The sequence below is a fragment of the Nocardioides sp. Leaf307 genome (genome assembly GCF_001423135.1).
GTDB lineage: Bacteria > Actinomycetota > Actinomycetes > Propionibacteriales > Nocardioidaceae > Nocardioides > Nocardioides kribbensis.
In genome coordinates, this window is the sequence record NZ_LMNY01000001.1 from 298,066 (window position 1) to 320,454 (window position 22,389).

The 22,389-nt window shown below is 75.1% G+C and carries 24 protein-coding genes; 16 read left to right on the forward strand and 8 right to left on the reverse strand.

From position 1 onward, the window contains the following. Positions 1–204: 204 nt before the first annotated feature. On the reverse strand, positions 205–1,002 hold the full coding sequence (locus tag ASF50_RS01270; RefSeq protein WP_056903239.1) for a MerR family transcriptional regulator: 798 nt from the start codon (positions 1,000–1,002) through the stop codon (positions 205–207). A gap of 79 nt (positions 1,003–1,081) precedes the next feature. On the opposite strand from ASF50_RS01270, the gene ASF50_RS01275 reads away from it, so the two are divergent. The 3 genes from ASF50_RS01275 (at position 1,082) to paaK (ending at position 3,868) form a co-directional block, all read left to right on the forward strand. Then, positions 1,082–1,423 carry a nuclear transport factor 2 family protein gene (locus tag ASF50_RS01275; protein WP_056903240.1) on the forward strand — a complete coding sequence of 114 codons (342 nt, stop codon included), beginning with the start codon at positions 1,082–1,084 and terminating at the stop codon, positions 1,421–1,423. Positions 1,424–1,511: 88 nt separating this feature from the next. Next, positions 1,512–2,141 carry a hypothetical protein gene (locus tag ASF50_RS01280; RefSeq protein ID WP_056903241.1) on the forward strand — a complete coding sequence of 210 codons (630 nt, stop codon included), beginning with the start codon at positions 1,512–1,514 and terminating at the stop codon, positions 2,139–2,141. Between the two features lie 419 nt (positions 2,142–2,560). Then, positions 2,561–3,868, forward strand: coding sequence for a phenylacetate--CoA ligase PaaK (gene paaK / locus ASF50_RS01285; RefSeq protein ID WP_056903242.1), 1,308 nt, complete (start codon positions 2,561–2,563; stop codon positions 3,866–3,868). Between the two features lie 39 nt (positions 3,869–3,907). Here paaK and ASF50_RS01290 read toward each other — a convergent pair whose 3' ends face one another. Continuing rightward, complete coding sequence (locus ASF50_RS01290; RefSeq protein ID WP_056903243.1) at positions 3,908–4,219, reverse strand: EthD family reductase; 312 nt, start codon at positions 4,217–4,219, stop codon at positions 3,908–3,910. Between the two features lie 127 nt (positions 4,220–4,346). Here ASF50_RS01290 and paaA point away from each other — a divergent pair, with 127 nt between their 5' ends. The 5 genes from paaA to paaE are packed head-to-tail and all read left to right on the forward strand — an operon-like array spanning position 4,347 to position 8,117. Beyond that, positions 4,347–5,309, forward strand: a complete 963-nt coding sequence (gene paaA, locus ASF50_RS01295; protein ID WP_056903244.1) for a 1,2-phenylacetyl-CoA epoxidase subunit PaaA — start codon at positions 4,347–4,349, stop codon at positions 5,307–5,309. Further along, positions 5,306–5,602 (forward strand): 1,2-phenylacetyl-CoA epoxidase subunit PaaB, encoded by a 297-nt coding sequence (gene paaB, locus ASF50_RS01300; protein ID WP_056903245.1) that lies wholly within the window; start codon positions 5,306–5,308, stop codon positions 5,600–5,602. Before paaA ends, paaB begins: the two co-directional genes overlap by 4 nt. Positions 5,603–5,614: 12 nt before the next feature. Beyond that, positions 5,615–6,541 carry a 1,2-phenylacetyl-CoA epoxidase subunit PaaC gene (gene paaC, locus ASF50_RS01305; RefSeq protein ID WP_056903246.1) on the forward strand — a complete coding sequence of 309 codons (927 nt, stop codon included), beginning with the start codon at positions 5,615–5,617 and terminating at the stop codon, positions 6,539–6,541. Next, positions 6,538–7,053: a 1,2-phenylacetyl-CoA epoxidase subunit PaaD gene (gene paaD, locus ASF50_RS01310; RefSeq protein ID WP_082502637.1), complete on the forward strand. Its 516-nt coding sequence runs from the start codon at positions 6,538–6,540 to the stop codon at positions 7,051–7,053. The genes paaC and paaD overlap by 4 nt, the downstream gene beginning before the upstream one ends. Then, positions 7,053–8,117: a 1,2-phenylacetyl-CoA epoxidase subunit PaaE gene (gene paaE / locus ASF50_RS01315; RefSeq protein WP_056903247.1), complete on the forward strand. Its 1,065-nt coding sequence runs from the start codon at positions 7,053–7,055 to the stop codon at positions 8,115–8,117. The genes paaD and paaE overlap by 1 nt, the downstream gene beginning before the upstream one ends. Here paaE and ASF50_RS01320 read toward each other — a convergent pair. The 3 genes from ASF50_RS01320 to ASF50_RS01330 all read right to left on the reverse strand — a co-directional run bounded on the left by ASF50_RS01320 (position 8,075) and on the right by ASF50_RS01330 (position 10,563). Further along, on the reverse strand, positions 8,075–8,695 hold the full coding sequence (locus tag ASF50_RS01320) for a TetR/AcrR family transcriptional regulator (RefSeq protein ID WP_235557516.1): 621 nt from the start codon (positions 8,693–8,695) through the stop codon (positions 8,075–8,077). The two genes, paaE and ASF50_RS01320, sit on opposite strands and share 43 nt — an antisense overlap. A 102-nt stretch (positions 8,696–8,797) precedes the next feature. After that, a complete protein-coding gene (locus ASF50_RS19365; RefSeq protein WP_200920015.1) occupies positions 8,798–9,688 on the reverse strand; it encodes a hypothetical protein in 891 nt (296 codons plus the stop codon). 68 nt (positions 9,689–9,756) lie between these two features. Continuing rightward, positions 9,757–10,563: a hypothetical protein gene (locus tag ASF50_RS01330; protein ID WP_056903248.1), complete on the reverse strand. Its 807-nt coding sequence runs from the start codon at positions 10,561–10,563 to the stop codon at positions 9,757–9,759. A 289-nt stretch (positions 10,564–10,852) separates the two neighbouring features. Between ASF50_RS01330 and ASF50_RS01335 the strand changes: the two genes are divergently transcribed. The 6 genes from ASF50_RS01335 to ASF50_RS01360 all read left to right on the forward strand — a co-directional run bounded on the left by ASF50_RS01335 (position 10,853) and on the right by ASF50_RS01360 (position 16,903). Then, positions 10,853–11,521, forward strand: coding sequence for an HAD family hydrolase (locus tag ASF50_RS01335; RefSeq protein WP_056903249.1), 669 nt, complete (start codon positions 10,853–10,855; stop codon positions 11,519–11,521). A 23-nt stretch (positions 11,522–11,544) separates the two neighbouring features. Then, entirely contained in the window at positions 11,545–12,813 is a 1,269-nt protein-coding gene (locus ASF50_RS01340) for a sedoheptulose 7-phosphate cyclase (RefSeq protein ID WP_056903250.1), read from the forward strand. Then, positions 12,806–13,627, forward strand: a complete 822-nt coding sequence (locus ASF50_RS01345) for an O-methyltransferase (RefSeq protein ID WP_200920016.1) — start codon at positions 12,806–12,808, stop codon at positions 13,625–13,627. The genes ASF50_RS01340 and ASF50_RS01345 overlap by 8 nt, the downstream gene beginning before the upstream one ends. 3 nt (positions 13,628–13,630) lie before the next feature. After that, positions 13,631–14,977 carry an ATP-grasp enzyme gene (locus tag ASF50_RS01350; protein WP_056903251.1) on the forward strand — a complete coding sequence of 449 codons (1,347 nt, stop codon included), beginning with the start codon at positions 13,631–13,633 and terminating at the stop codon, positions 14,975–14,977. Between the two features lies 1 nt (position 14,978). Further along, positions 14,979–16,031, forward strand: coding sequence for a hypothetical protein (locus tag ASF50_RS01355; protein ID WP_200920017.1), 1,053 nt, complete (start codon positions 14,979–14,981; stop codon positions 16,029–16,031). Positions 16,032–16,129: 98 nt separating this feature from the next. Next, a complete protein-coding gene (locus tag ASF50_RS01360) occupies positions 16,130–16,903 on the forward strand; it encodes a TauD/TfdA dioxygenase family protein (protein WP_056863224.1) in 774 nt (257 codons plus the stop codon). Positions 16,904–16,913: 10 nt separating this feature from the next. On the opposite strand, the gene ASF50_RS01365 is transcribed toward ASF50_RS01360, so the two are convergent. Together ASF50_RS01365 and ASF50_RS01370 are read right to left on the reverse strand one after the other, a co-directional pair. Next, positions 16,914–18,122, reverse strand: a complete 1,209-nt coding sequence (locus tag ASF50_RS01365; protein WP_056903252.1) for a sensor histidine kinase — start codon at positions 18,120–18,122, stop codon at positions 16,914–16,916. Then, positions 18,115–18,489, reverse strand: coding sequence for an Hpt domain-containing protein (locus ASF50_RS01370; protein WP_056903253.1), 375 nt, complete (start codon positions 18,487–18,489; stop codon positions 18,115–18,117). Before ASF50_RS01370 ends, ASF50_RS01365 begins: the two co-directional genes overlap by 8 nt. 102 nt (positions 18,490–18,591) lie before the next feature. Between ASF50_RS01370 and ASF50_RS01375 the strand changes: the two genes are divergently transcribed. Both ASF50_RS01375 and ASF50_RS01380 read left to right on the forward strand, forming a co-directional pair. Beyond that, complete coding sequence (locus ASF50_RS01375) at positions 18,592–19,224, forward strand: molybdopterin-dependent oxidoreductase (protein ID WP_056903254.1); 633 nt, start codon at positions 18,592–18,594, stop codon at positions 19,222–19,224. A 53-nt stretch (positions 19,225–19,277) separates the two neighbouring features. After that, positions 19,278–21,500, forward strand: a complete 2,223-nt coding sequence (locus ASF50_RS01380; protein WP_056903255.1) for a PAS domain-containing hybrid sensor histidine kinase/response regulator — start codon at positions 19,278–19,280, stop codon at positions 21,498–21,500. Here the strand turns inward: ASF50_RS01380 and ASF50_RS01385 are convergent. Beyond that, complete coding sequence (locus tag ASF50_RS01385; protein ID WP_056903256.1) at positions 21,497–22,144, reverse strand: hypothetical protein; 648 nt, start codon at positions 22,142–22,144, stop codon at positions 21,497–21,499. The two genes, ASF50_RS01380 and ASF50_RS01385, sit on opposite strands and share 4 nt — an antisense overlap. Positions 22,145–22,389 lie beyond the last annotated feature (245 nt).

Here is a 22,389-nt window from a genome sequence, read left to right on the forward strand (position 1 = left end):
TCCCCGGCTCGTCCTGGTGCGGTCCATGTGCCCTATCCAGGCCCGGCGGGGGCGACCGCGACACCGTCGTAGGACGTGCACCGGGGGGACCTAGGTCATGCGCTGCACCCTGCGGCCCCACGGCGGGCGCGCGAACGCCGGCGGACGACCTGGGACCGCCCGGGCACTGCCGGCCTCACGCGCCCCGCGCACGGACGGCCGCGCTCAGCCCGCCCCGACCCGGAAGACGGGCCAGCCGATCTCGGTGCGCCAGGCGGTGGGGTCGGCGGTGTCGGCGGGGCCGACCAGGTAGGTCTCGCGGACCGGGCCCGCGACCGCGAGGGCGTTGGCGACCAGCCAGGCGCCCACCTCGCCGTAGGTGACGTCGATGTCGTCGTGCGGACCGACGTGGGTGGCGACGGCGAGCTCGACGGCCGGGAGCGTCGCCGCGTGCACGCGCCCCACCGCCGGGGGTCGCTCCGTCGGTCGGTGGACCAAGGCGCGCCCCCGGCCGGTCTCGAACAGCGCGTTGTCGTAGAGCCCGCCGGGCGGGCCGGTCGGCTCGCGCACCGCCGCGGCGAGCTCGGCCGCGGCGCCGGCGTACCACGCCAGGACGTCGTCGAGGTCGACCTCGGCCTCGACGGCCGCGACGACGGTGGGGCTGACCGACCGCAGCTCCACCGCCACCGGGGCGGGGTCGGGGCGCAGCAGCCGCCGCAGCGACACGACGGCGGCGCGCGTGCGGGCCAGCTCGGCCTCGAGGCGGCGGAGGTGGTCGCCGACGAGGGTGGCCCGGTCGCCGGGGTCGGGGCAGGCCACGATGCGCTGGACGTCGGCGAGCGGCACGTCGAGCTCGCGCAGCCGGTGGATGACCTGCGCGGTCGGGATCTGCTCGGCGGTGTAGCGGCGGTGACCGGTCGTCGTGTCGACCGAGTCGGGCAGCAGCAGCCCCGCCTCGTGGTAGCGCCGCAGGGTGCGCACGCTCAGGTGCGTCAGGCGCGAGAACTCTCCGATCGTCAGCACCCCGGCAGTGTGCCCCCTCCCCCTGGGGGAGGGGCCAGCCCTTGCCCCTCTCCCGGGCGGAGCGCTCAGGGTGGGCCCCATGACGACGACCCCGAGCAGCCTGCCCGCCGTGATCCGGACCTACCTCGCCGCGCACACCTCCGGCGAGGTCGACGCCGCCGCCCGCACCTTCGCACCCGACGCCGAGGTGACCGACCAGGACGAGGTCTTCACCGGCGCCGAGCGCGTCCGCGGCTTCCTGGAGGGGGCCGGCTCGGAATTCACCTACACCACGCGGGTGCGCGGCGTGGAGCGTCACGACGCGGGGCGCTGGGTGGTTCTGGTGCGGCTGGAGGGCGACTTCCCCGGCGGCGTCGCCGACCTGCGCTACCGCTTCCTGCTGTCGGGCGACCTCATCGCCCGGCTGGACATCGCTCCCTGACCCGCCCCGGCCTCGGGTCCCGGGGTGAGGCGGCGGGGTGGGTGCTGCGGTTGGCTGGAGCCATGAGCCCCCACAGCGTCGGTCCCTGATGGCCCTGGTCGACCGCACGGCCGGGCTGCTCGTGACCGCCGCCCCCGGCACCGGGAGCACGGCCCTGCGCGAGGCCCTCCTCGCCCGGCCCGGGGTCGAGGAGGTGCCGGCGGCCGGGGAGGTGCGCCGGCACGGCGTCGACGTCAAGCACGGCACGGTCGGCGAGCTCGTCGCCGCCGGGCTGCTGCCCGCCGACCACGGCCTGCGGGTGGTCACCACGACCCGCAACCCCTTCGACTTCTACGTCGCGGAGCACGAGCGCACCCGCACCCGCTGGGTCCACGAGCTGCGCGACCCCACGTCGTGGGTGCACCAGACCCCCGGCGCGGTGGACCGCATCGTCGACGCGGTCACCACGGACTTCGGCGCCTGGGTCACCGCGGCGATCGGGCGGGACGCGACGCCCCGCCGGATCAACGAGGGCCACGTGCGCGAGGCCGACGTCGTGCTGCGCATGGAGCACCTCGAGCGCGACCTGCGCGAGCTGGTGGGCCTCGAGCTGGCGGTGCCGCCCACCAACGTCACCGACCGTGAGCGCGCCTACTGGCGCTCCTACGACGTGACCACCCGCCACCTGGTCGAGACGGCCCACGCCGAAGACCTCGAGCGCTTCGCCTACCGGTTCTGAGTCTCGCCCGGGTCGGGCACGACGTCGACCGACAGGAGCACCCAGCCGCTCGGCACGGCCGCCATGAGGTCGGTCAGCACCGAGGCGTAGTCGTCGCCGACGAGGACGTAGCAGTCAGCGGGTCGGTCCGCTCCGAGCGGACCGGCGGTGGCGTGGATCTCGATGCGACGTCTCCTGAGCGGGTGGGGAAGGGGTGCCGCACGACCGGCGCTCCCGCGGCGCGTGCACCGCGGGAGCGCCTCCCGACCGAGCGCCTACCGGTGGGACGTCGGCGCCGATCGGGGTCGTGCGCCGCGTGGGCGGCAGTCAAGGAAACGTGAAATGTCCGTGATACCACCACCGTTCCCGCGGCGCCCCGGACCAAACGTCGACCCCGTGACGGGTGGACCGGGCGGGTGCGGTCGACGCACTGTGGACCCATGCCGGAGCCCATCGCCCGCCCTGACGACCTCGACCCGATCGAGACGGCCTCGCTCGACGAGCTGCGCGCCCTGCAGACCGAGCGGCTGCGCCGCAGCGTGCGCCACGCCTGGACCCACGTGCCGCACTACCGCGCCGCACTCGACGGCGCCGGCGTCCACCCCGACGACGTCCGCGACCTCGGCGACCTCGCCCGGCTGCCCTTCACCACCAAGGCCGACCTGCGCGAGAACTACCCGTGGGGGATGTTCGCGGTGCCGCGCGAGCAGGTGGTGCGGGTGCACGCCTCCTCCGGCACGACCGGCAGACCCACGGTGGTCGGCTACACCCGCGACGACGTCGACACCTGGGCCGCGGTGATGGCGCGCAGCATCCGCGCCGCGGGCGGCCGACCGGGCCACGTGCTGCACAACGCCTACGGCTACGGCCTCTTCACCGGCGGCCTCGGTGCCCACTACGGCGCCGAGCGGCTGGGGTGCACCGTCGTGCCGGTCTCGGGCGGGATGACCGAGCGCCAGGTGCAGCTGATCGTCGACTTCCGCCCCGACCTCATCATGGTCACCCCCTCCTACATGCTCGCCATCGTCGAGGAGATGGAGCGCCAGGGCGTCGACCCCCGGTCGACCTCGTTGCGGGTCGGCATCTTCGGCGCCGAGCCGTGGACCGACGACATGCGCCGCGAGATCGAGGAGCGTCTCGACATGCACGCCGTCGACATCTACGGGCTCTCGGAGGTGATCGGGCCCGGCGTGGCCAGCGAGTGCGTCGAGACCAAGGACGGTCTGACGGTCTGGGAGGACCACTTCTACCCCGAGGTGATCGACCCCGTGACCGGGGACGTGCTGCCCGACGGCGAGAAGGGCGAGCTCGTGCTCACCTCGCTGACCAAGCAGGCCATGCCGGTGCTGCGCTACCGCACCCGCGACCTGACCCGGCTCCTGCCCGGCACCGCGCGCACCATGCGGCGCATGGAGAAGGTCACCGGACGCACCGACGACATGATCATCCTGCGCGGCGTCAACCTCTTCCCGACCCAGGTGGAGGAGCTGGTGCTCACCACCGCGGAGCTCTCACCGCACTTCCAGTGCGTGCTCGAGCGCACCGGCGCCCTCGACACGATGCGGGTGGTCGTGGAGCGGCGCGAGGCGGCCGACCCGGCCGCGGCGACCGAGGCCGGCCGCCGCGTCGAGCACCTGGTGAAGAGCCGGATCGGGGTGAGCGTCGAGGTCGACGTCGTCGACCCCGGGAGCGTGGAGCGCTCGGTGGGCAAGATGCGGCGCCTGGTCGACCGCCGCCCCGTCCGCTGAGCCCCGTCCTCCGAGTCCCGTCCGCTGAGGAGGGGCGGGTCAGCCGAGCTCGGGGACGACCTCGCCCGCGAACATCGTGCGCGGCACGCCGATCTCGTCGGCGTCGGCGCCCGCGGCGGCCATCTCGGGCGACGACAGCGCCGCCGTCATCGCCTCGCGGTCGTCGAAGTCGAGCTGGGCCACCATGTAGGGCCCGGCGGCCGGGTCGCCGCCCATCGGTCGGACCTTCGACCACGTGAAGCAGCGCAGGCCCGGCACCGGCAGCACGAGCGGCACGTGGCCCTCGGCGTAGCGGCGGTCGAAGGCCTCGGGGTCCTCGGGCACGGCGTACTGGATGGTCACGCGGTACATGCGCTCTCCTGCGGATCGGTGGGTCGGTGGGTGCGGGTCGGGCCCGTTGCACGGCGTCGGGCCGCGTGACAGACTATTCCTGACCGGTCGGTCTGTAAATCAGCCGGTCTGTCAACCAGGAGGTCCCATGACGACGGCACCCGCGCAGGCCGAGCAGGCCTCCTTCGAGGCGACCCTCGCGCGCCACGACCGCATCGAGCCGCGCGACTGGATGCCTGAGCGCTACCGCGCCACGCTCGTGCGCCAGATCGCGCAGCACGCGCACTCCGAGATCATCGGCATGCAGCCCGAGGGCGCCTGGATCACCCGCGCCCCCTCGCTGCGGCGCAAGGCGATCCTGCTGGCCAAGGTGCAGGACGAGGCCGGCCACGGGCTCTACCTCTACTCCGCCTGCGAGACCCTCGGCGTCTCCCGCCTGGAGCTGACGGAGAAGCTGATCGAGGGCAGGCAGAAGTACTCCTCGATCTTCAACTACCCCACGCTGTCCTACGCCGACGTCGGCACCATCGGCTGGCTGGTCGACGGCGCGGCCATCTGCAACCAGGTGCCGCTGTGCCGCACCTCCTACGGCCCCTACGGCCGCGCGATGATCCGTGTGTGCAAGGAGGAGTCCTTCCACCAGCGTCAGGGCTTCGAGCTGCTGGCCACGATGATGCGCGGCACCGACGAGCAGCGCGCGATGGTGCAGGAGTCGGTGAACAGGTTCTGGTGGCCGGCGCTGATGATGTTCGGCCCGCCCGACGCCGACTCGCCGAACACCGCCCAGTCGATGGCCTGGGGCATCAAGCGCGACACCAACGACGAGCTGCGCCAGAAGTTCGTCGACATGACTGTGCCGCAGGCGCGGGCTCTCGGCGTCACTCTGCCCGACCCCGACCTGGTCTGGAACGACGAGAAGGGCGGCCACGACTTCGCCCAGCCCGACTGGGCGGAGTTCCGCGACGTCGTCAGCGGGTCGGGGCCGTGCAACGCCCAGCGCCTGGCCCACCGCCGCCGTGCCCACGAGGACGGCGCCTGGGTCCGCGAGGCCGCGAGCGCCTTCGCCCGGCGCCGGCAGCAGGAGCCGCAGCAGCAGGAGGCGGTCTCGTGAGCGGGGCGCCGCGGGGGGAGTGGCCGCTCTACGAGGTGTTCGTGCGCGGCAAGCGCGGCCTCAACCACGTGCACGTCGGCTCGCTGCACGCCGCCGACGACCAGATGGCCGTGCACAACGCCCGCGACGTCTACACCCGCCGCAACGAGGGCGTGAGCATCTGGGTCGTGCGCGCCGACGCGATCACCGCGTCGAGCCCGGACGAGAAGGACCCGCTCTTCGCCCCCGCCGGCGACAAGGTCTACCGCCACCCGACCTTCTACGACATCCCCGACGACGTCCCCCACATGTAGGAGGCGGCCCCCATGACCGACCACGCCAGCGACCACGCCAGCGCCTACGACGGGCTGCTTGGCGACGACAGCGCGCAGTGGGCGTTCGGCCAGGACTTCGAGGACCCGCTCGCGGGCGTCGACACCACGCTGGCCGCCGGCGTCGACGGCGCGGCGCTCGCGGCCTACTGCCTGATGCTCGGCGACGACGCGCTCGTCTACTCCCACCGGCTCTCGCAGTGGGCCAGCAACGCCCCCGACCTGGAGGAGGACATCGCGCTGGCCAACATCGCCCTCGACCTCCTCGGCCAGGCGCGCCTGCTGCTGGCGCGAGCGGCGGCCGCCGACCCGTCGGTGGTGCCGACGCTGCCCGCGGGGTCGCCGGTGCCGCCCGAGGACGCACTCGCCTTCTTCCGCGACGACGCGGACTTCCGCAACGTGCGCCTCGTCGAGGGGGAGAACGGCGACTTCGCGGTCACCACCGCCCGCCTGCTGCTCTTCGCGACCCACCGCCTGGCGCTGCTCGAGCAGCTGCGCGACAGCATCGACCCCGTGCTCGCCGCGATCGCCGCGAAGGGGGTCAAGGAGGTCGCCTACCACCGCGACCACGCCGCCCGCTGGTGCGTCACGCTGGCCCGCGGCACCGAGGAGTCGCGCCGACGGATGCGCGCCGGCCTCGACGTGGTCTGGCCGCTGCACCACGAGCTCTTCCGCACCCACCCGGTGGAGGCGACCGCGGCCGAGCAGGGCTTCGGGGTCGACCCCGCCGGGTTGGCCGCCGACGTCGACGTGCTGCTCGAGCAGGTGCTGTCGGTGGGCGGGCTCGACCGGCCCACCGTGCCCCCGACCGGGCCGCTGGGGCGCGGCGCCGGCCGCGACGGGCGCCACACCGAGGCCCTCGGCCGGATGCTCGCCGAGATGCAGGTCGTCGCCCGGGCCCACCCCACGGGGCGCTGGTGAGCGCCGTGGTCGACGCGGACGCCGTGACGCTCGCCCGCCGGGCCGCGGAGGAGGTCACCGACCCCGAGATGCCGATGCTCACCCTCGCCGACCTCGGCGTGCTGCGCGACGTCGCGCTCGAGGGCGCGACGGTGGTGCTCACCGTGACCCCGACCTACTCCGGCTGCCCGGCCCTGGCCACCATGCGCGACGACCTGGTGCACCGCCTGCGCGAGCGCGGCTTCGCCGACGTCGACGTGCGGGTGCGGCTCGCCCCGGCCTGGAGCAGCGACTGGATCACCGAGCGCGGCCGCGCCGCGCTGCGCGCGCACGGGATCTCCCCGCCCGGCGCGGCCCCGGCCACCGAGGGCCCCACCGTGCTGCGGCTGCTGCCGACGCGCCGGCAGGTCGCCTGCCCGCGCTGCGGGTCGGGGCGCACGGCGCTGACCTCGGAGTTCGGCGCGACGGCCTGCAAGGCGATGTACCGCTGCGAGGAGTGCCTCGAGCCCTTCGACCACGTGAAGGAGATCTGATGGCGCGCGCCCGCTTCCACGAGCTGAGGGTCGCCGCCGTCGACCCGCTGACCGACGACTCCGCGGCCATCACCTTCGCCGTGCCCGAGCCGCTGCGCGCGGCGTACGACTTCGCGGCGGGGCAGGCGCTCACGCTGCGCCGCACGATCGACGGCGAGGAGCACCGCCGCAGCTACTCGATCTGCGCGCCGGCGGGGGCGGCGCCGCGGGTGGGCGTGCGCGAGATCCCCGGCGGGCTCTTCTCCACCTGGCTGGTGCGCGAGGTCGCGGTCGGCGACGTCGTCGAGGTGCAGACCCCCACCGGCGCCCTGCGCGCCGACCCCGCCCGCCCGGCCCGGCACCTGTGCGTCGCGGCCGGCTCGGGCATCACCCCGATGCTCTCGATCGCCGCGACCGTGCTCGCCGACCCCGACGCGCGCGTCACCCTGGTCTACGCCAACCGCCGCGCGAGCACCGTGATGTTCGCCGAGGAGCTCGCCGACCTCAAGGACCGGTACGCCGCACGCCTCGACGTCGTCCACGTGCTCAGCCGCGAGCCCCGCGAGGTGGAGCTGCTCTCGGGGCGCCTCGACGCCGACCGGCTCCGGAGGCTGCTGCGGGCGCTGGTGCCGGTGGAGGCGCTCGACCACGTCTGGCTGTGCGGTCCCTTCGGGCTGGTCACCGACGCCCGCGCTGTGCTCGCCGAGCTCGGCGTCGGCGCCGACCGGGTGCACGTGGAGCTCTTCCACGTCGACGAGCCGCCGCCCGAGGTCGTGCGCGAGGAGGCCGGGCCGGCCGCCGACGGGGAGACCAGCGAGGTCACCCTCGTGCTCGACGGGCGCACCACCACCGCCCCCCAGCGACGCGGTCAGAGCATCCTCGACGGCGCTGCGGCCACCCGCAGCGACCTGCCCTTCGCCTGCAAGGGCGGGGTGTGCGGCACGTGCCGGGCCCACGTGGCCGCCGGTGAGGTGGACCTGCGCCGCAACTACGCGCTCGACGACGACGAGCTGGCCCGCGGCTACGTGCTCACCTGCCAGGGCTACCCGGTGGGTGACGCGGTCACGGTCGACTTCGACGCCTGACCCGCAGGCCCCTCCGGCGGGGCCGACGCGGGGCCGCGCAGCCCGTCGAAGGCGATGGCGCCGACGGCACGGGCCAGGGCGTCGGTGTCGAGCGGACCGCCGGGGTGATACCACTCCACCAGGGAGTTGACGAGCCCGAAGAGCAGCCGGCTCAGCAGCTCGGGAGGGAGGTCGGCGCGCACCGAGCCCTCCTCGGCGGCCGCGGCCACGAGCCCGGCCAGCCGGTCGTCGAGCACGCGGCGGCGGGCGAGGGCGGCCTGCTCGACCTCGCTGTTGCCCCGGACCCGCAGCAGCAGGGTCACGGCGGGCAGGTGGTCGACGAGGATGCGCACCGAGCGGTGCACCACGTCGTGGAGGCGCTGGGTGGCCGTGGTGCCGGTGCTGGCGTCGGCGGCCTCCTCGATCGCCGCGGTGAGCTCGCCCAGCGCCTCGTCGAGCGCGGCGCTGAGCAGGTGCTCCTTGCTGGGCACGTGGTGGTAGATCGCCGACTTGGTCAGGCCGAGCTCCTGGGCGATGTCGCCCATGGAGGTGCCGTCGTAGCCCTGCCGGTTGAAGAGCTCGATCGCACGCCGCAGCACGGTCGCCTGGTCGTATCCGGGACGACCCCGCCGCGCGGGAGCGTCAGGTGGGGGGCCGGCCATGGCGCCAGCGTCTCACGACCCGCCGCGGTCGGGCCGCGGTCAGGTGGCCACGGCGTAGGCGGTGAGCGCGGCCGAGACGGCGTCCTCGACGACGGCCCCCGCGGCCTCCCAGGACCGGTCGGCGCACAGGTCGCGCCACACCGACCCGAGGACCGTGCCGGCCACGGCGCCGACGGCGCCCGCGGCCACGGCCGGCCACACGCCGGCCGCGCCCTCGTGACGGGCCAGCACCCCTGCGCCGCCGGCCGCGCTCAGCACCCGCGCCACGGTCGGCCCGCCCACGCGCGACGGGGTCGAGGGCAGCTTGTCGAAGACCAGCTCGGTGCCCACCAGGCCACCCGCGAGCGCCAGCGGCGCCTTCCCGGCGACCAGGCCCGGCGGCACGAGACCCCAGGAGCTGCGCGCGCCGGTGGCCAGGCCGATGGCCAGGCTGCGCAGCAGCAGCCGTCCCGGGCGCGCCGGGCCCTCGTCGTCGCGCTCGTCGTCGGGCTCGGTGACCCGCAGGGCGCACGCGACCGCGGCGCCGTAGACCAGGTGCGGCACGACGTCGCGACCCCAGCCGGTGGCCGACCACGTGGTGAGGTCGGTGACCTGGAGCACCGCCATCGGACCGTCGGTGGCGGCCATCGCGCCGAAGCCGATGACGGCCGACTCGGCCAGCCACGGCAGCCGCACCCCGGCCGAGCGGACGAGCGCGGCGACCGCACCCACGCCGACCCCGACGCCGAGCCCGGCCAGGGCGCCGTACGCCTCCTCGCGGCTGCCGGCGGTGGGCAGGTCGAGGTGCGCCAGGTCGGCGGCGGCGGTGACGGTGTCGGCGGGCGCGCTGCTCGCCGAGCGGCCGGTGAGGGCCATGTCGAGGTAGGTCGTGGCGTTGAGGACGGTCGTGCCGGCAGCGCCGGCGACGAGACCGCGGACGAGGGATCGCATGGTGCCCACCCTGCGCCCGTCACCGCCGCGAGCGGACCACCGGAGGGGGTGAGAGGGCCAGGAGGGCCTCAGCGGGACGCGCGGCGCCGGGCGAGGAGCGTGGCACCCGCGAGGACGGCGAGGGCGACCAGGGCGGTGACGACGACGGCGGTGGTGCCGTCGGCGGAGCCGGTGACCGCGATGCCGACGAGGGCCCAGCCGCCGGCGACGGCATAGGCGACCAGGCCGCGGGTGGCCAGGGTGACGACGACGAGGGTCGCCGCGGCGACGGCGAGGGCGCCGAGCTGCCAGCCGAGGTCGGCCACGTCGGCGAGGTCGAGCGCCACCGCGGCCGTCGAGAGGTTGAGGAAGAGGGCGGCGGTGACCCAGCCGCCGTAGAGCCCGGCGGCGGCACGGGTCAGCGCGCCGAACCACCCCGCGGGCAGGGCGCTGCGCGCGGCCACGAGGGCGCCGGCGACCCCGGCGACGGCCATGACCAGCAGGGCCACGGCGGTGGCGACGCTGCTGTCGACCGCGGCGCAGACGATCCACACCGTGCCGCCGAGGTAGAGCACGACCTGCGCGACCTGGAGCGCGCGCGGCACGGAGTCGGCACCCCGCACGAGCACGGCGACGGCCTGGGCCAGGGCCAGGGTGTAGATGACCCCCCAGATCGAGAACGCCCAGCCCACGGGGGTGATGAGCAGGTCGGCCCCTGCGCCCTCGCCGGGGGAGGAGCCCAGGCCCAGCGACTGCACCACGGGCGCCACGACCTGCAGCACGGCGCCGGCCAGCACGGCCCAGGCCAGGCCGCGCGAGCCGGCCGGGCCGCGGCGCGCGGAGGTCGGGGCGGCCGAGCCGCCGGAGGTGCGGGGGTGCGAGGTCGAGGTGGCCATGCCCCGAGGCTAGGCACGTCTCTCACCGGCCGCCCCACCCCTCGGCACAGAGCCTCGGCCCAGATGGTCGGCCCAGCTGGTCGGCCCAGATGGTCGGCCCAGCTGGTCGGCCCAGCTGGTCGGCGCACATGGTCGGCCCGGACCGTCGACCCTGCCCTGCCCTGCCCGAAGGGGTGGGGGAGCCAGGCAAGCGCGCCCGAAGGGGGGAGCCCGGGCCCCCCGGGGCCCGCCGACGATCGAAGGGATCCGCACCACCCCGCAGACCCCCGCCACAGATCGGACACCCACGATGACCGCCATCCTCTTCGGCTCCATCAGCACCATCGCCGACACCTCCGAGCTGCAGCGCGAGGCCTTCAACCGGGCCTTCGCCTCCCACGGTCTCGACTGGCAGTGGGGCCAGGAGGAGTACGCCGAGATGCTGGCCACCAGCGGGGGCCGCGACCGGATCGCCGAGCACGCGCGCAGCACCGGCGCCGACGTCGACGCCGACGCGGTGCACCAGACGAAGTCGGAGATCTTCCAGCAGCTGCTGGGCGAGGCCGAACTGACCCCCCGCGACGGCGTGGTCGAGACCATCACCGCGGCGCGCGAGGCCGGCCACAAGGTCGCGCTGGTGACCACGACGTCGCGTGAGAACGTCATGGCCCTGGGCCGCGCCGTGGCCGACCGGATCTCCTTCGACGACCTCGACCTCGTCGTCGACCGCACCCAGGTCGAGCAGCCCAAGCCCGACGGCGAGGCCTACACCTTCGCGCTGGCCGCCCTGGGCGAGCCGGCCGGCTCCTGCGTGGCGGTCGAGGACAACCTCGGCGGCGTCGAGGCGGCCGCCCGCGCCGGCCTCAGCGTCGTGGCCTTCCCCAACGCCAACACCGCCGGCCACGACTTCGAGCGCGCGACCGCCCGCCGCGACCGCCTCGAGCTGGCCGACCTCCAGTCCTTCACCCAGACCGCCTGACCCCGGCGACCAGAGGAGCCGAGATGACCCAGACCACCGACGTGCCCACCCCCGTGCCGGCGCAGGAGCCCGGCGCCCCGCTGGCCCGGCTCGAGGCCACCGAGACCGCCTTCCACGTGGAGGCCTACGAGAAGATCGACTACTCCCTGGTGATCGTGCCGGGCGTCTTCGACCCGGCCAACACCGAGCTCGCCGACACCTTCCGCGACTTCGGCCGCTGCCTGGCCGTCGTCGACGAGGCCGTCGAGCGCCTGCACGGCGAGCGGATGGCGGCGTACTTCGCCCACCACGACATCGCCCTCACCACCGTGCCGGTGCGGATCGCGGAGACCGCGAAGTCGCTGCGCACGCTGGAGCGCATCGTCGACGCCTTCGCCGACTTCGGGCTGATGCGCAAGGAGCAGGTGCTGGTCGTCGGCGGCGGACTGACCACCGACGTGGCCGGCTTCGCGTGCGCCTCCTACAAGCGCTCCACCGACTACGTGCGCATCCCGACGACGCTGATCGGCCTCATCGACGCGAGCGTCTCGATCAAGGTCGGCGCCAACCACGGCAAGCACAAGAACCGGCTCGGCGCCTACCACGCCTCCAAAAAGGTGCTCCTCGACTTCTCGCTGCTGGAGACCCTGCCCGTCGACCAGGTGCGCAACGGCATCGCGGAGATCATCAAGATCGCCACCGTGGCCCACCTCGACACCTTCGAGGCGCTGGAGAAGTACGGCGAGGACCTGCTGCACACCGCCTTCGGCCACGCCGCCGACGGCGAGCACCTGCGCGAGGTCTCCGACCGGATCACCTACGACGCCATCCGCACCATGCTCGAGCTCGAGGTGCCCAACCTCCACGAGCTCGACCTCGACCGGGTCATCGCCTACGGCCACACCTGGAGCCCGACCCTCGAGCTGACCCCCTCGCCGCCCTTCTTCCACGGCCACGCGATCAGCATCGACATGGCCTTCTCGGCCACGATCGCCGAGCAGCGCGGCTACATCGGCGCCGACCAGCGCGACCGGGTGCTGGCCCTCTTCAGCGGCCTCGGTCTGGCCGTCGACAGCCCGCTCTTCACCCCCGAGGTGCTGGAGAGGGCGACGGCCTCGATCCTGCAGACCCGCGACGGTCTGCTGCGCGCGGCCGTGCCGCGCCCGATCGGCACCTGCTACTTCGTCAACGACCTCGACGTGCCCGAGCTCGTCGAGATCCTCGCCGAGCACAAGCGGGTCTGTGCGTCGCTGCCGCGCGGCGGCGAGGGCGTCGACCAGTACACCCGCGCCGAGACCCCGGCCGGTGCCTGAGCCGGTGCCCGGCCCGCGGCCGGTGACGCCGGTCGGCATCGTCGCCGCGCTGCTCGAGCGGGTCGAGGCCGGCCTGGTCGACGTCGCGGGAGTGCCCGACGACGTGCGGGCCGACCTCGCCCGGGCCCGGGCGGTCGCCGGGGGCCTGGAGCCCTACCTCGAGGCCGGCACCAGCCCCGAGTCACCTGCCCTGGCCGCGCTGACCGCGCGCACGCGAGCCGAGGACTGGAGCGGGCGCAGCGGGGGCGTGCACCTGGAGCAGGAGATGCTGTCCGGCCACGTCGAGGGTGCACTGCTCCAGCTGCTCGTGCGCACCGGCGGCGCCCGCCGGGTGCTCGAGGTGGGCATGTTCACCGGCTACTCCGCGCTCGCCATGGCCGAGGCGCTGCCCGAGGGCGGCGAGGTGGTGGCGTGCGAGCTCGACGCCGCCGTCGCCGCCCTGGCCGCCGAGTGCTTCGCGGCCTCCCCGGCCGGCGGCCGCATCCGGGTCGAGGTGGGCCCGGCGCTCGCCACGCTGCGCCGCCTGGCCGACGCGGGTGAGGTCTTCGACCTGGTCTTCGTCGACGCCGACAAGACCGGCTACGCCGCCTACGTCGACCTCCTCCTCGACACCGGCCTGCTCGCCGAGGACGGTCTGCTGGCCCTCGACAACACCCTGCTGCAGGGCGAGCCCTGGGCCGGCGGCCCCGACGGCGCCACGAGCGCCAACGGCCGCGCCGTGGCCGACCTCAACGCAGCGCTCGCCGCCGACCACCGGGTGCAGCAGGTGCTCGTGCCGCTGCGCGACGGCCTGACGCTGGCCCGGCGGGTCTGAGCCGTGGCCGCCCTCTCGAGCGCCGCGACCGGCGCGGTGACCCTCGCCAAGACCGTCGGGGCGCTGGCCCTGCTGCAGGCCACGCTGCCGGTCGACCTGGTCGTCACCGGCGTCGCCGCCGCGCGCGGGCGGGCCGCCCGCGGCGCCCGACCCGACCCCGGCGCGACCGCGGCGGAGCGACGTACGGTGCTGGTCAGCGGGGGGAAGATGACCAAGGCGCTGGAGATCGCGCGGCTGATGCACCTCGCGGGGCACCGGGTCGTCATGGTCGAGACCCGGCGCTACCGGCTCACCGGGCACCGCTTCTCGCGCGCCGTCGACGCCTTCCACGTCGTGCCCGACATCTCCTCGCCCGACTACGCCGCGGCGCTGCTGCGCGTGGTGCGGCAGGAGGGCGTCGACGTCTACGTGCCGGTCTGCTCGCCGGCCGCGAGCATCGCCGACGCCGAGGCCAAGCGGGTCCTGGAGCCGCACTGCGAGGTGGTCCACCTCGACCCCGACGACCTGCGCCGCGTCGACGACAAGCACCTCTTCGCCGAGTCGGCGGCTGCGCTCGGCCTCGCGGTGCCCGACACCCACCGGATCACCGACCCGCAGCAGGTGCTCGACTTCGACTTCTCGCGCTCCGCGCGGCCCTACATCCTCAAGTCGATCCCCTACGACCCTGTGCGGCGCCTCGACCTCACCCGCCTGCCGCTGGCGACCCGCGAGGAGACGGCCGCCCACCTGGCGCGGCTCCCGATCTCCCCGGAGCACCCCTTCATCCTCCAGGAGTTCGTGGAGGGCGAGGAGTACTGCACCCACGGCACCGTGCGCGACGGGCGGCTCCAGGTCTACATCTGCTGCCGCTCCTCGGCCTGGCAGCTGACCTACGAGATGGTCGACAAGCCCGCCATCCGGGAGTGGGTCGAGACCTACGTCGCGGCCCACGGCCTCACCGGGCAGCTGTCCTTCGACTTCATCGAGGACGCCGAGGGCGTCGTGCGCGCCATCGAGTGCAACCCGCGCACCCACTCCGCGATCACCCTGCTGCACGGTCACCCCGGCGTCGCGGCGGCCTACCTCGACGACGACGCCCCCGCCGTCGAGCCGCCCCTGGGCGGTCGGCCCACCCACTGGACCTACCACGAGCTGTGGCAGGGGCTGCGCCACCCGCGCACCCTGCCGGGCCGGCTGCGCACCCTCGCGCGCGGCCGCGACGCCGTGCTCGACCCCGCCGACCCGCTGCCCTTCCTCATGCTCCACCACGTGCACGTGCCGTCGCTGCTGCTGCAGAACCTGCGCCGGCTGCGTCCGTGGACCAAGGTCGACCTCAACATCGGCAAGCTCGTCGAGCCGGGAGGCGACTGACGTGGCAGAGCACAGCACCGGACCCTTGCGGGTGCTCCACCTGGCCGGCTCCGCCGAGGACGACTTCCTCGCCGACGTCTCCCTGCTCTACGCCCGCGACTGCCTCACCGCCGTCGCCGACCCCGAGCGCTACGTCGCGCTCGTCGCCCACGTCAGCCCCGACGGGTCGTGGCGCTTCCCGGCCGACCTGTCGCCGGCCGCGCTGGCCGCCGCCGACCCGGTGCCCTTCGCCGAGGCCGTCGGCGTGGTCGCCGGGCTGGGCGTCGACCTGGTCGTGCCGCAGATGTTCTGCCTCTCGGGCATGACCCACCACCGCGCGCTGCTGGAGCTGCTCGGCCTGCCGTACGTCGGCAACCGGCCGGCCGTGATGGCGCTGGGCGCCGACAAGGCGCTGGCCCGCGCGGTGGTCGCCGCCGCCGGCGTCAGGGTGCCCGAGGCCTACGTCGTGCCCGGCGGCCCCGAGGCCGGGGCGGCCGACCTGGCCCTGCCGGTCGTGGTGAAGCCCGTCGCGGCCGACAACTCGGTCGGGGTCACCCTGGTCCACGACCCGGCCGACCTCGCCGCGGCGGTCGGGGCCGCCCGTGAGCACGGCGGGCGCGCGCTGGTCGAGACCTACGTGCCGCTGGGGCGCGAGGTGCGCTGCGGCGTGGTCGAGGTCGATGGCGAGCTGGTGTGCCTGCCGCTGGAGGAGTACGCCGTCGACACCGACACCAAGCCCGTGCGCGACCAGGCCGACAAGCTGCGCCGCGCCGACGACGGCGACCTCGCCCTGGTGGCCAAGGACGCCGATCACGCCTGGATCGTCGACCCCGAGGACCCGGTCTGCGAGCGGGTCTGGGCCGCAGCGCGGCGGGCCTACCGCGCGCTCGGCTGCCGCCACTACGGCCTCTTCGACTTCCGCATCGACCCCGACGGCGAGCCGTGGTTCCTGGAGGCCGGCCTCTACTGCTCCTACGCCCGCACCAGCGTGGTCGCGGTGATGGCGCGGGCGGCCGGCATCGACCTGCCGCAGCTCTTCCGCCTCGCCGCCGACGACGCCCTCGCCCACCCCTGACCCGACGGCCTGACCCGACGGCCTGACCCGACCGCCTGACCCGACCGCCCGACGCGACCGCCTGACCCGACCGACCGCCCGACCCCGAGGAGAACCCCGTGGAGACCCAGATCCTGCACCCCGTCGGCGCCCGCGTCAGCGACGTCGCCCTCGACGACCCCGGCCTGCGCGCCGCGCTGCCGGGTCTGCTGGCCGAGCACGGGGTGGTGGTGCTGCCGGGCCAGGAGGTGGGCAACGAGGAGTTTCTCGCGTTCCTGCGCTCGCTGGGCGAGCTGACCTTCACCCGGGGCGAGACGCCCGTCGAGGGCCACCCCGACCTCAACCTCATCAGCAACGTGGGGCGCGAGACCCCGCCGCGCAGCACCTTCCACGTCGACACCAGCTACGTCGCGCGGCCCCCGGCGTACACCGCGCTGCGCGCGGTGAGCATCCCCGAGCGGGGCGGGGCCACGCAGTTCACCAACCAGTACCTCGCGCTGGAGTCGCTCGACCCCGACCTGCGCGAGCGGGTCGAGGGCCGCACGATCACCCACGTCGTCACCGGTGTGGAGCTGGAGGAGGACGACGAGTCCGCGGCCGAGCACCCCGTCGTGCGGCCCCACCCCGTCACCGGTCGGCCCTCGCTCTACCTCACCACGCTGTCGCGGTGCGCCGCGGTCAGCGGGCTCGACGAGGAGGAGTCGGCATCGCTGGTGGCGCGGCTCTACGAGCACTCCACGCGCCCCGAGAACACCCTCGACCACACCTGGGCCCCCCACGACGTGGTCATCTGGGACAACGCCTGCGTGCTGCACCGCGCCGACCACTCCGGCGTCGTCGGCGACCGCGTCATGCACCGCGGCATGGTCGCCGACCACGCCGTGACCGCCTGAGCCGACCGGCTCAGCCCCGCGGCGCGGCCAGGACGCCTCCCGGCATCCGCACCACGACCGTGACGCCCTCGCCCGGCCGGGCGTCGAGCTCGATCGAGCCGCCCCAGGCCTCGGCCATGCGCTGAGCCGCCGCGAGCCCCAGGCCCAGGCCCTGGTCCTCCCGGTGCAGCGAGAGCGACGACTTCGCGAAGGGCCGGCCGAGGGCGGCCACGTCCTGGGGCGGGATGCCCTGGCCGCTGTCGGAGACGATGATCTCCACCGTGCTCTCGTCGGCGAGCCACGCGGCCACGAAGACGTCGGTGCCCGCGGCGGAGAACTTGGCCGCGTTGTCGACCACCCGCTCGAGCACCTCGCGGACCTCCGCCGCCGGTGCCAGCACGAGCAGCCCGGGGGGTGTGGGGGCGCGGCGCACGGCGATGCGGTGCCCGTGGCGGTAGGTGCGCCCCGAGGCGGTCTCCGCCACCAGGTCGAGGACGCCGTCGAGGTCGGAGGAGGGCCGGACGCCGCGACCGTCGGGCGCGCCGGCGTCACCGGCCTCGGTGCCCGCGCTGACGAGGGCGACCGCGTCGGTGGCGACGCGTCCGAGACGCTCCGTGGCGGCCTGCATGCGCTCCAGCACGCGCTGCTGCTGCGGGGTCAGCGGACCGGGGCGTCCGTCCAGGAGCATCTCCACGGCCACCATCAGCACGGTCAGGGGCGTGCGTAGCTCGTGGGACAGCAGGGTCACCGCAGCGGTCGTGCGGGCGTCGAGGTCCTCGGCCGCCCGCTCGGCCTCGGAGGGGGCGGTGACCCCGTCGAGCGCCACGGCCAGGCCGTCGGCGGCCCGGCGGAGCAGTCGACGGTCGGCCGCCGTCCAGGCCCGTGGGGCCCGCGACCAGGTCACCAGGTGGCCCAGGTCGGCTGCCCCTGCCCCCTGCACGGACACGGCGCCGAGGGCGCCCATCGCACGCGGCCGGCCGCGGTGGTCGTGGAGCGTGGGGTTGGCCGTCGTGGTGCGCCGGTCGTCGGTGGGCTCGGCGCCCAGCTCGGCCCAGGCCGCGACCGGGTCCGAGCCGCCCCCCGGCTGCTGGAACCACGCCGAGTCGGTGCCCAGGGCGCCGCGCAGCCACTCCGCGGCCACCGCACCGAGACTCTCGCGGCTCACCGGACCGTCGGCGCGGGCCGCCTCCAGGCGGCGACGGAGCGCGTCGTGCCCGGTCGGCGCCGCAGTGTCAGCCACGGGTCGGCGCGTCGGAGGAGGACCGGGCCAGCCAGGAGCCGATCGCCCGCGCGGTCGAGGCCGCCACCTCGTCGAGGCGCTGGAGCGCGGCGCCGGCCCCCGACCGCTCCAGGGCGGTCGTCGTCGCGGCCAGGCGCCGGGCGCCGACCTGGGCGGCCGCCGAGCGCAGGGCGTGGCACGCCCTGCGCAGCTCCTCCTCCTGGCCCGCGGACGCGGCGTCGTGCACGGCCGCGACGCGGGCGCCGAGGCCGGCGACCAGGTCGCCCAGCACCTCCCGCGCGAGCGGTGCGCCCACGGCCTCGACGAGGTCGCCAGCGGCCAGCAGGGGCTCGGCGTCGGCGTCGCTCGACGGGCACGGAGGGTGCATGGGAGAAGGTCATCACGACGGCGGCGTCGTGGAGCGGAATTTGACGAATTCTTGAGCCCGCATGTGCTGCTGCGCGTGGTGCGGCCTGCCGATCATGGGCCCGTGGACGACCTCACGACCCGACTCTCCCGCACCGCCCGCGCCACGGTCCGGGCGGCCGCTCCGCTGGTGCTGCTGCTGCTCGCGCTCGGCTCGGCCTGCTCGCAGGCACCTGACGCCCCGGGCTCCGCGGCCGGTGCCCCGCCCGTGGCCGAGGTGACGACGCTGGCCCCGGCCACGCTGGAGCCGGGCGACGAGGTGCCCGCGCCCACCGGGCCCGTGGTGCTCACCATCACGGGCGGTTCGGTGCACAACGTGGGCGACCGGCTCGAGCTCGACCGGGCCCTGCTCGACCGGCTGGGCTCGGTGTCCTACGAGGCCGACGACGACCAGGCCACCGGTGGCCGCCGCACCTTCTCCGGCCCGCTGGTGGCCACGCTGCTGGAGGTGGCCGGAGCCGGTGACGCGACGGTCATGGCGACCCACGCGATCAACGACTACACCGCCGACGTCCCGGTCTCCGACGCGTCGGCGTACCCGCTCATGCTGGCGACCCGCACCGACGGTGAGCCGATGGACGTGGCGGGCTACGGGCCGACGCGCTTCGTCTACCCGACCGAGGGCGCCCCCGAGCTCGACAGCCCCGAGTACGACGCCCGGTGGGTGTGGCAGCTCGACCGGATCACCCTGCGATGAACCCCCGGCCGCTCGCGGGTGGAGCGCCTGCACGCGGCGGCCGGAGCCGGTGGGTGCCGAGCGTGCCCGGCGCGGTGCTCCTGGCCCTGGCGCTGTCGATGCTCGTGGTGACCCTGGTGCTCTCGGTGGCGACCCTGCGCCAGGTCGGGCTGCTCTCGGGACGCGTCGGCGACACCCAGGCCATCGTCGACGCCAACGTCAGGACCCTGACCCAGGTGCAGCGCGAGCTCCTGCTGCTCGACACCATGCTCGCCGACGGCGCGAGCGCCGACGAGCTCGACCTCCAGGGGCAGCTGGTGAGCCAGCGGGTGCAGGAGGGCTCGCTGTCCTACCAGGAGCAGACCCTGCGCGCCGAGGACCTGCTGGCCCTCGCCCGCGCCGACCAGCGGCGCTGGGACGACGACCTCCTCCCCAGGCTCGAGGCCCTGGGCTACGTCGCGGACCGCCCCGGCGCCGAGGGACCGGCGGTGCGGGCGCTGCGGCAGGACGTCATGGAGCTGGAGAGGTCCTACAACCATCTCGTCTCCGACGGCGAGAACAACCGCAAGGCCCAGGCGGGGCTGGCCAACGACGACGCCGAGCGTCTGCTGTCGGGGGCGCGGCTCATGGTCGGCGGTCTCTTCGCGACCTTCGCCCTCGGCCTGCTCGCGCTGGTCCTCGGCCTGGTCGTGGCGCGGCGCGCCTCGCGGCAGCGCGAGGCCGACCGCGAGGCCCTGGTGACGCTGAACCAGGACCTCGAGCGCTACGCCCACATCGTGCACGCCACCTCGACCATGGTCGTCTGGACCGACGTGCGCGGGCGCATCATCTGGGTCAACCCCGCCTTCGAGGCCGAGACGGGCTGGGCGCTGGCCGAGGTGGTGGGACGCTCGCCGGGTGACTTCCTGCAGGGGCCGGGCACGGACCCCGCCACGGTGCGGGAGATGGGGGAGCGGCTGCGGCGCGGGGAGCGCTTCACCGCCGAGGTGCTCAACTACCACCGCGACGGGCACGAGATGTGGGTCGCGCTCGACGTGACCCCCCTGCGGGAGGAGGCCGCGCAGGGAGACGGCGCGCTCACCGGGTTCGTGGCCGTGCAGTCCGACGTCACCGAGCGCCGCGAGGCGGCGGCGCTGCTGGAGGTCGCCCGCCGCGAGGCCGAGGCGACAGCCGCCGACCGGGCCGCCTTCCTGGCCACGATGTCGCACGAGATCCGGACCCCGCTCAACGCGGTGCTCGGCCTGACCGAGCTCCTGGCCGCGGGCGAGCTCGACCCCGAGCAGCGCGACTTCGCCCTCACCGCCCAGCGCAGCGGGCGGCACCTGCTGAGCCTGGTCAACGACATCCTCGACTTCTCCGCGCTCGACGCCGGCGGGGTGACCTCCTCGGAGGCGGAGCTGTCGCTGGTCGAGACCGTGGACGACGTGGCGGCGATGTTCGCCAGCGAGGCGCAGGGCAAGGGGCTGGAGCTGCAGGTGCGGCGTACCGCCTCGGCGCCCGACCGCGTGCGCGGTGACGTCGTCCACCTGCGCCAGGTGCTGGTCAACCTGGTGGGCAACGCCGTGAAGTTCACCGACACCGGGAGCGTGGCCGTCGAGGTGTCGCGCGACAGCAAGGGCGCCGTCGTCCTCGAGGTCCGTGACACGGGGATCGGCGTGCCGCAGTGGCGCATCCCCTCGCTCTTCCAGCCCTTCACCCGGGGCGACGTGTCCGCCACCCGGCGCCACGGCGGCACCGGGCTCGGCCTCGCCATCTCGCGCGGCCTCGCGCGGGCGATGGGCGGCGACATCTCGCTGACCTCGGTGCTGGGGGAGGGCACCACCGTCACCGTGCGGCTCCCCCTGGCGCCCGTCGGTGCCGCCGAGACCGCGGCGCCCCCGGTCGGTGCCGCCCTCACCACCGACGTCGGGGCCGCGCTGCGGGTGCTGGTCGCCGAGGACGACCCGATCAACCAGAAGGTGATCACGGCGATGCTGCGGCGCTGCGGCCTCGACGCCGTCGTCGTGCCCGACGGTCTCGCCGCGGTGGAGGCGGTGCGGTCGGCCGCGGGCCGGGGCGAGCCCTTCGACCTCGTCCTCATGGACATGCAGATGCCGGTCATGGACGGGATGGAGGCGACCCAGGTCGTCGCCCTCGAGCACCCCGGCCTGCCCGTGGTCGCACTCAGCGCCAACGTCCTCCCTGCCGACCGCGACCGCATGCTCGCAGCCGGCGCGGTCGGCTACCTGACCAAGCCGGTCAGCCTCGCCTCCCTGCTCGACGTGGTGCGGACCCACACCGGGGTCGCCGCCCGCTAGCCCGTCGCGGTGGCGCGCTCGGCGAGCCGTACGGCGACGTGGCGCACCAGGTCGGTGGTCTCGGGGTCGGCGGCGGCCTGCTCGGGCACGACGCCGCCGAGCAGGGCGGCGGGACGGGTCAGCCACGCCCAGGCGCGCCACGGGTCGGTGCCGGCCTCGAGCAACGTGGTCAGCACCGCGGCGAGCTCGTCGCGCACCCTCCCCGCCGCGTCGAGCTGGAAGGCCGGCACCATCGCCTGCTCGCGGCTGACGACGAGCAGGCGGTGGGCACCCGCCGCCTTGTGCACGTCGAAGCGGGTGGCCTCCAGCGTCGCCCCTCGCAGGGCCGCCAGCGACGCGTAGTCGTGCCACGGGCTCGCCACCAGCTCGGCCCGCACCCGCGCCTGCTGGGCCAGCTGCACCAGCGGCACCGGCACGGCGTGCTCGGGCTCGTCGCCCTCGGCGTGCAGCAGCCTGTCGAGGTCGGCGAGCTGGTCGGCTCCCAGCGGCTCCCCGGTGCGCGGGTCGGTCCACCGCGCGTGGCCGTCGCCGTCGCGGTGGAGCGTCGGCAGTCCGGCCGCCCCCAGCTGGTCGGCCAGCCCCAGCCGCTCCAGCCAGGCCGCGAGGCGCTCGCTGGTCTCCGCCGGGCTCTCGTCGCCCGTCATCGGGCCTCACCAGTCAGGGGGCACGTCATGGGGCAAGCCTGCCTCACCCTCCCCGGAGCGCTCGGCCCAGCCGGTGCGGACCGGCGTGGTCGAGCCGTGGGGGCTGGTCCCAGTGCGGCGGTCGACGGGCTCCGGCGGTGGTGGGGTCGAGGTCGATCACAGGTCTCACGTCGACCTCGACCCGTCGTACGCCGCCACTTCTCGGGCGGGCCGGTCGGGGACGCGACGCAGCCCCGCGTGGCCGG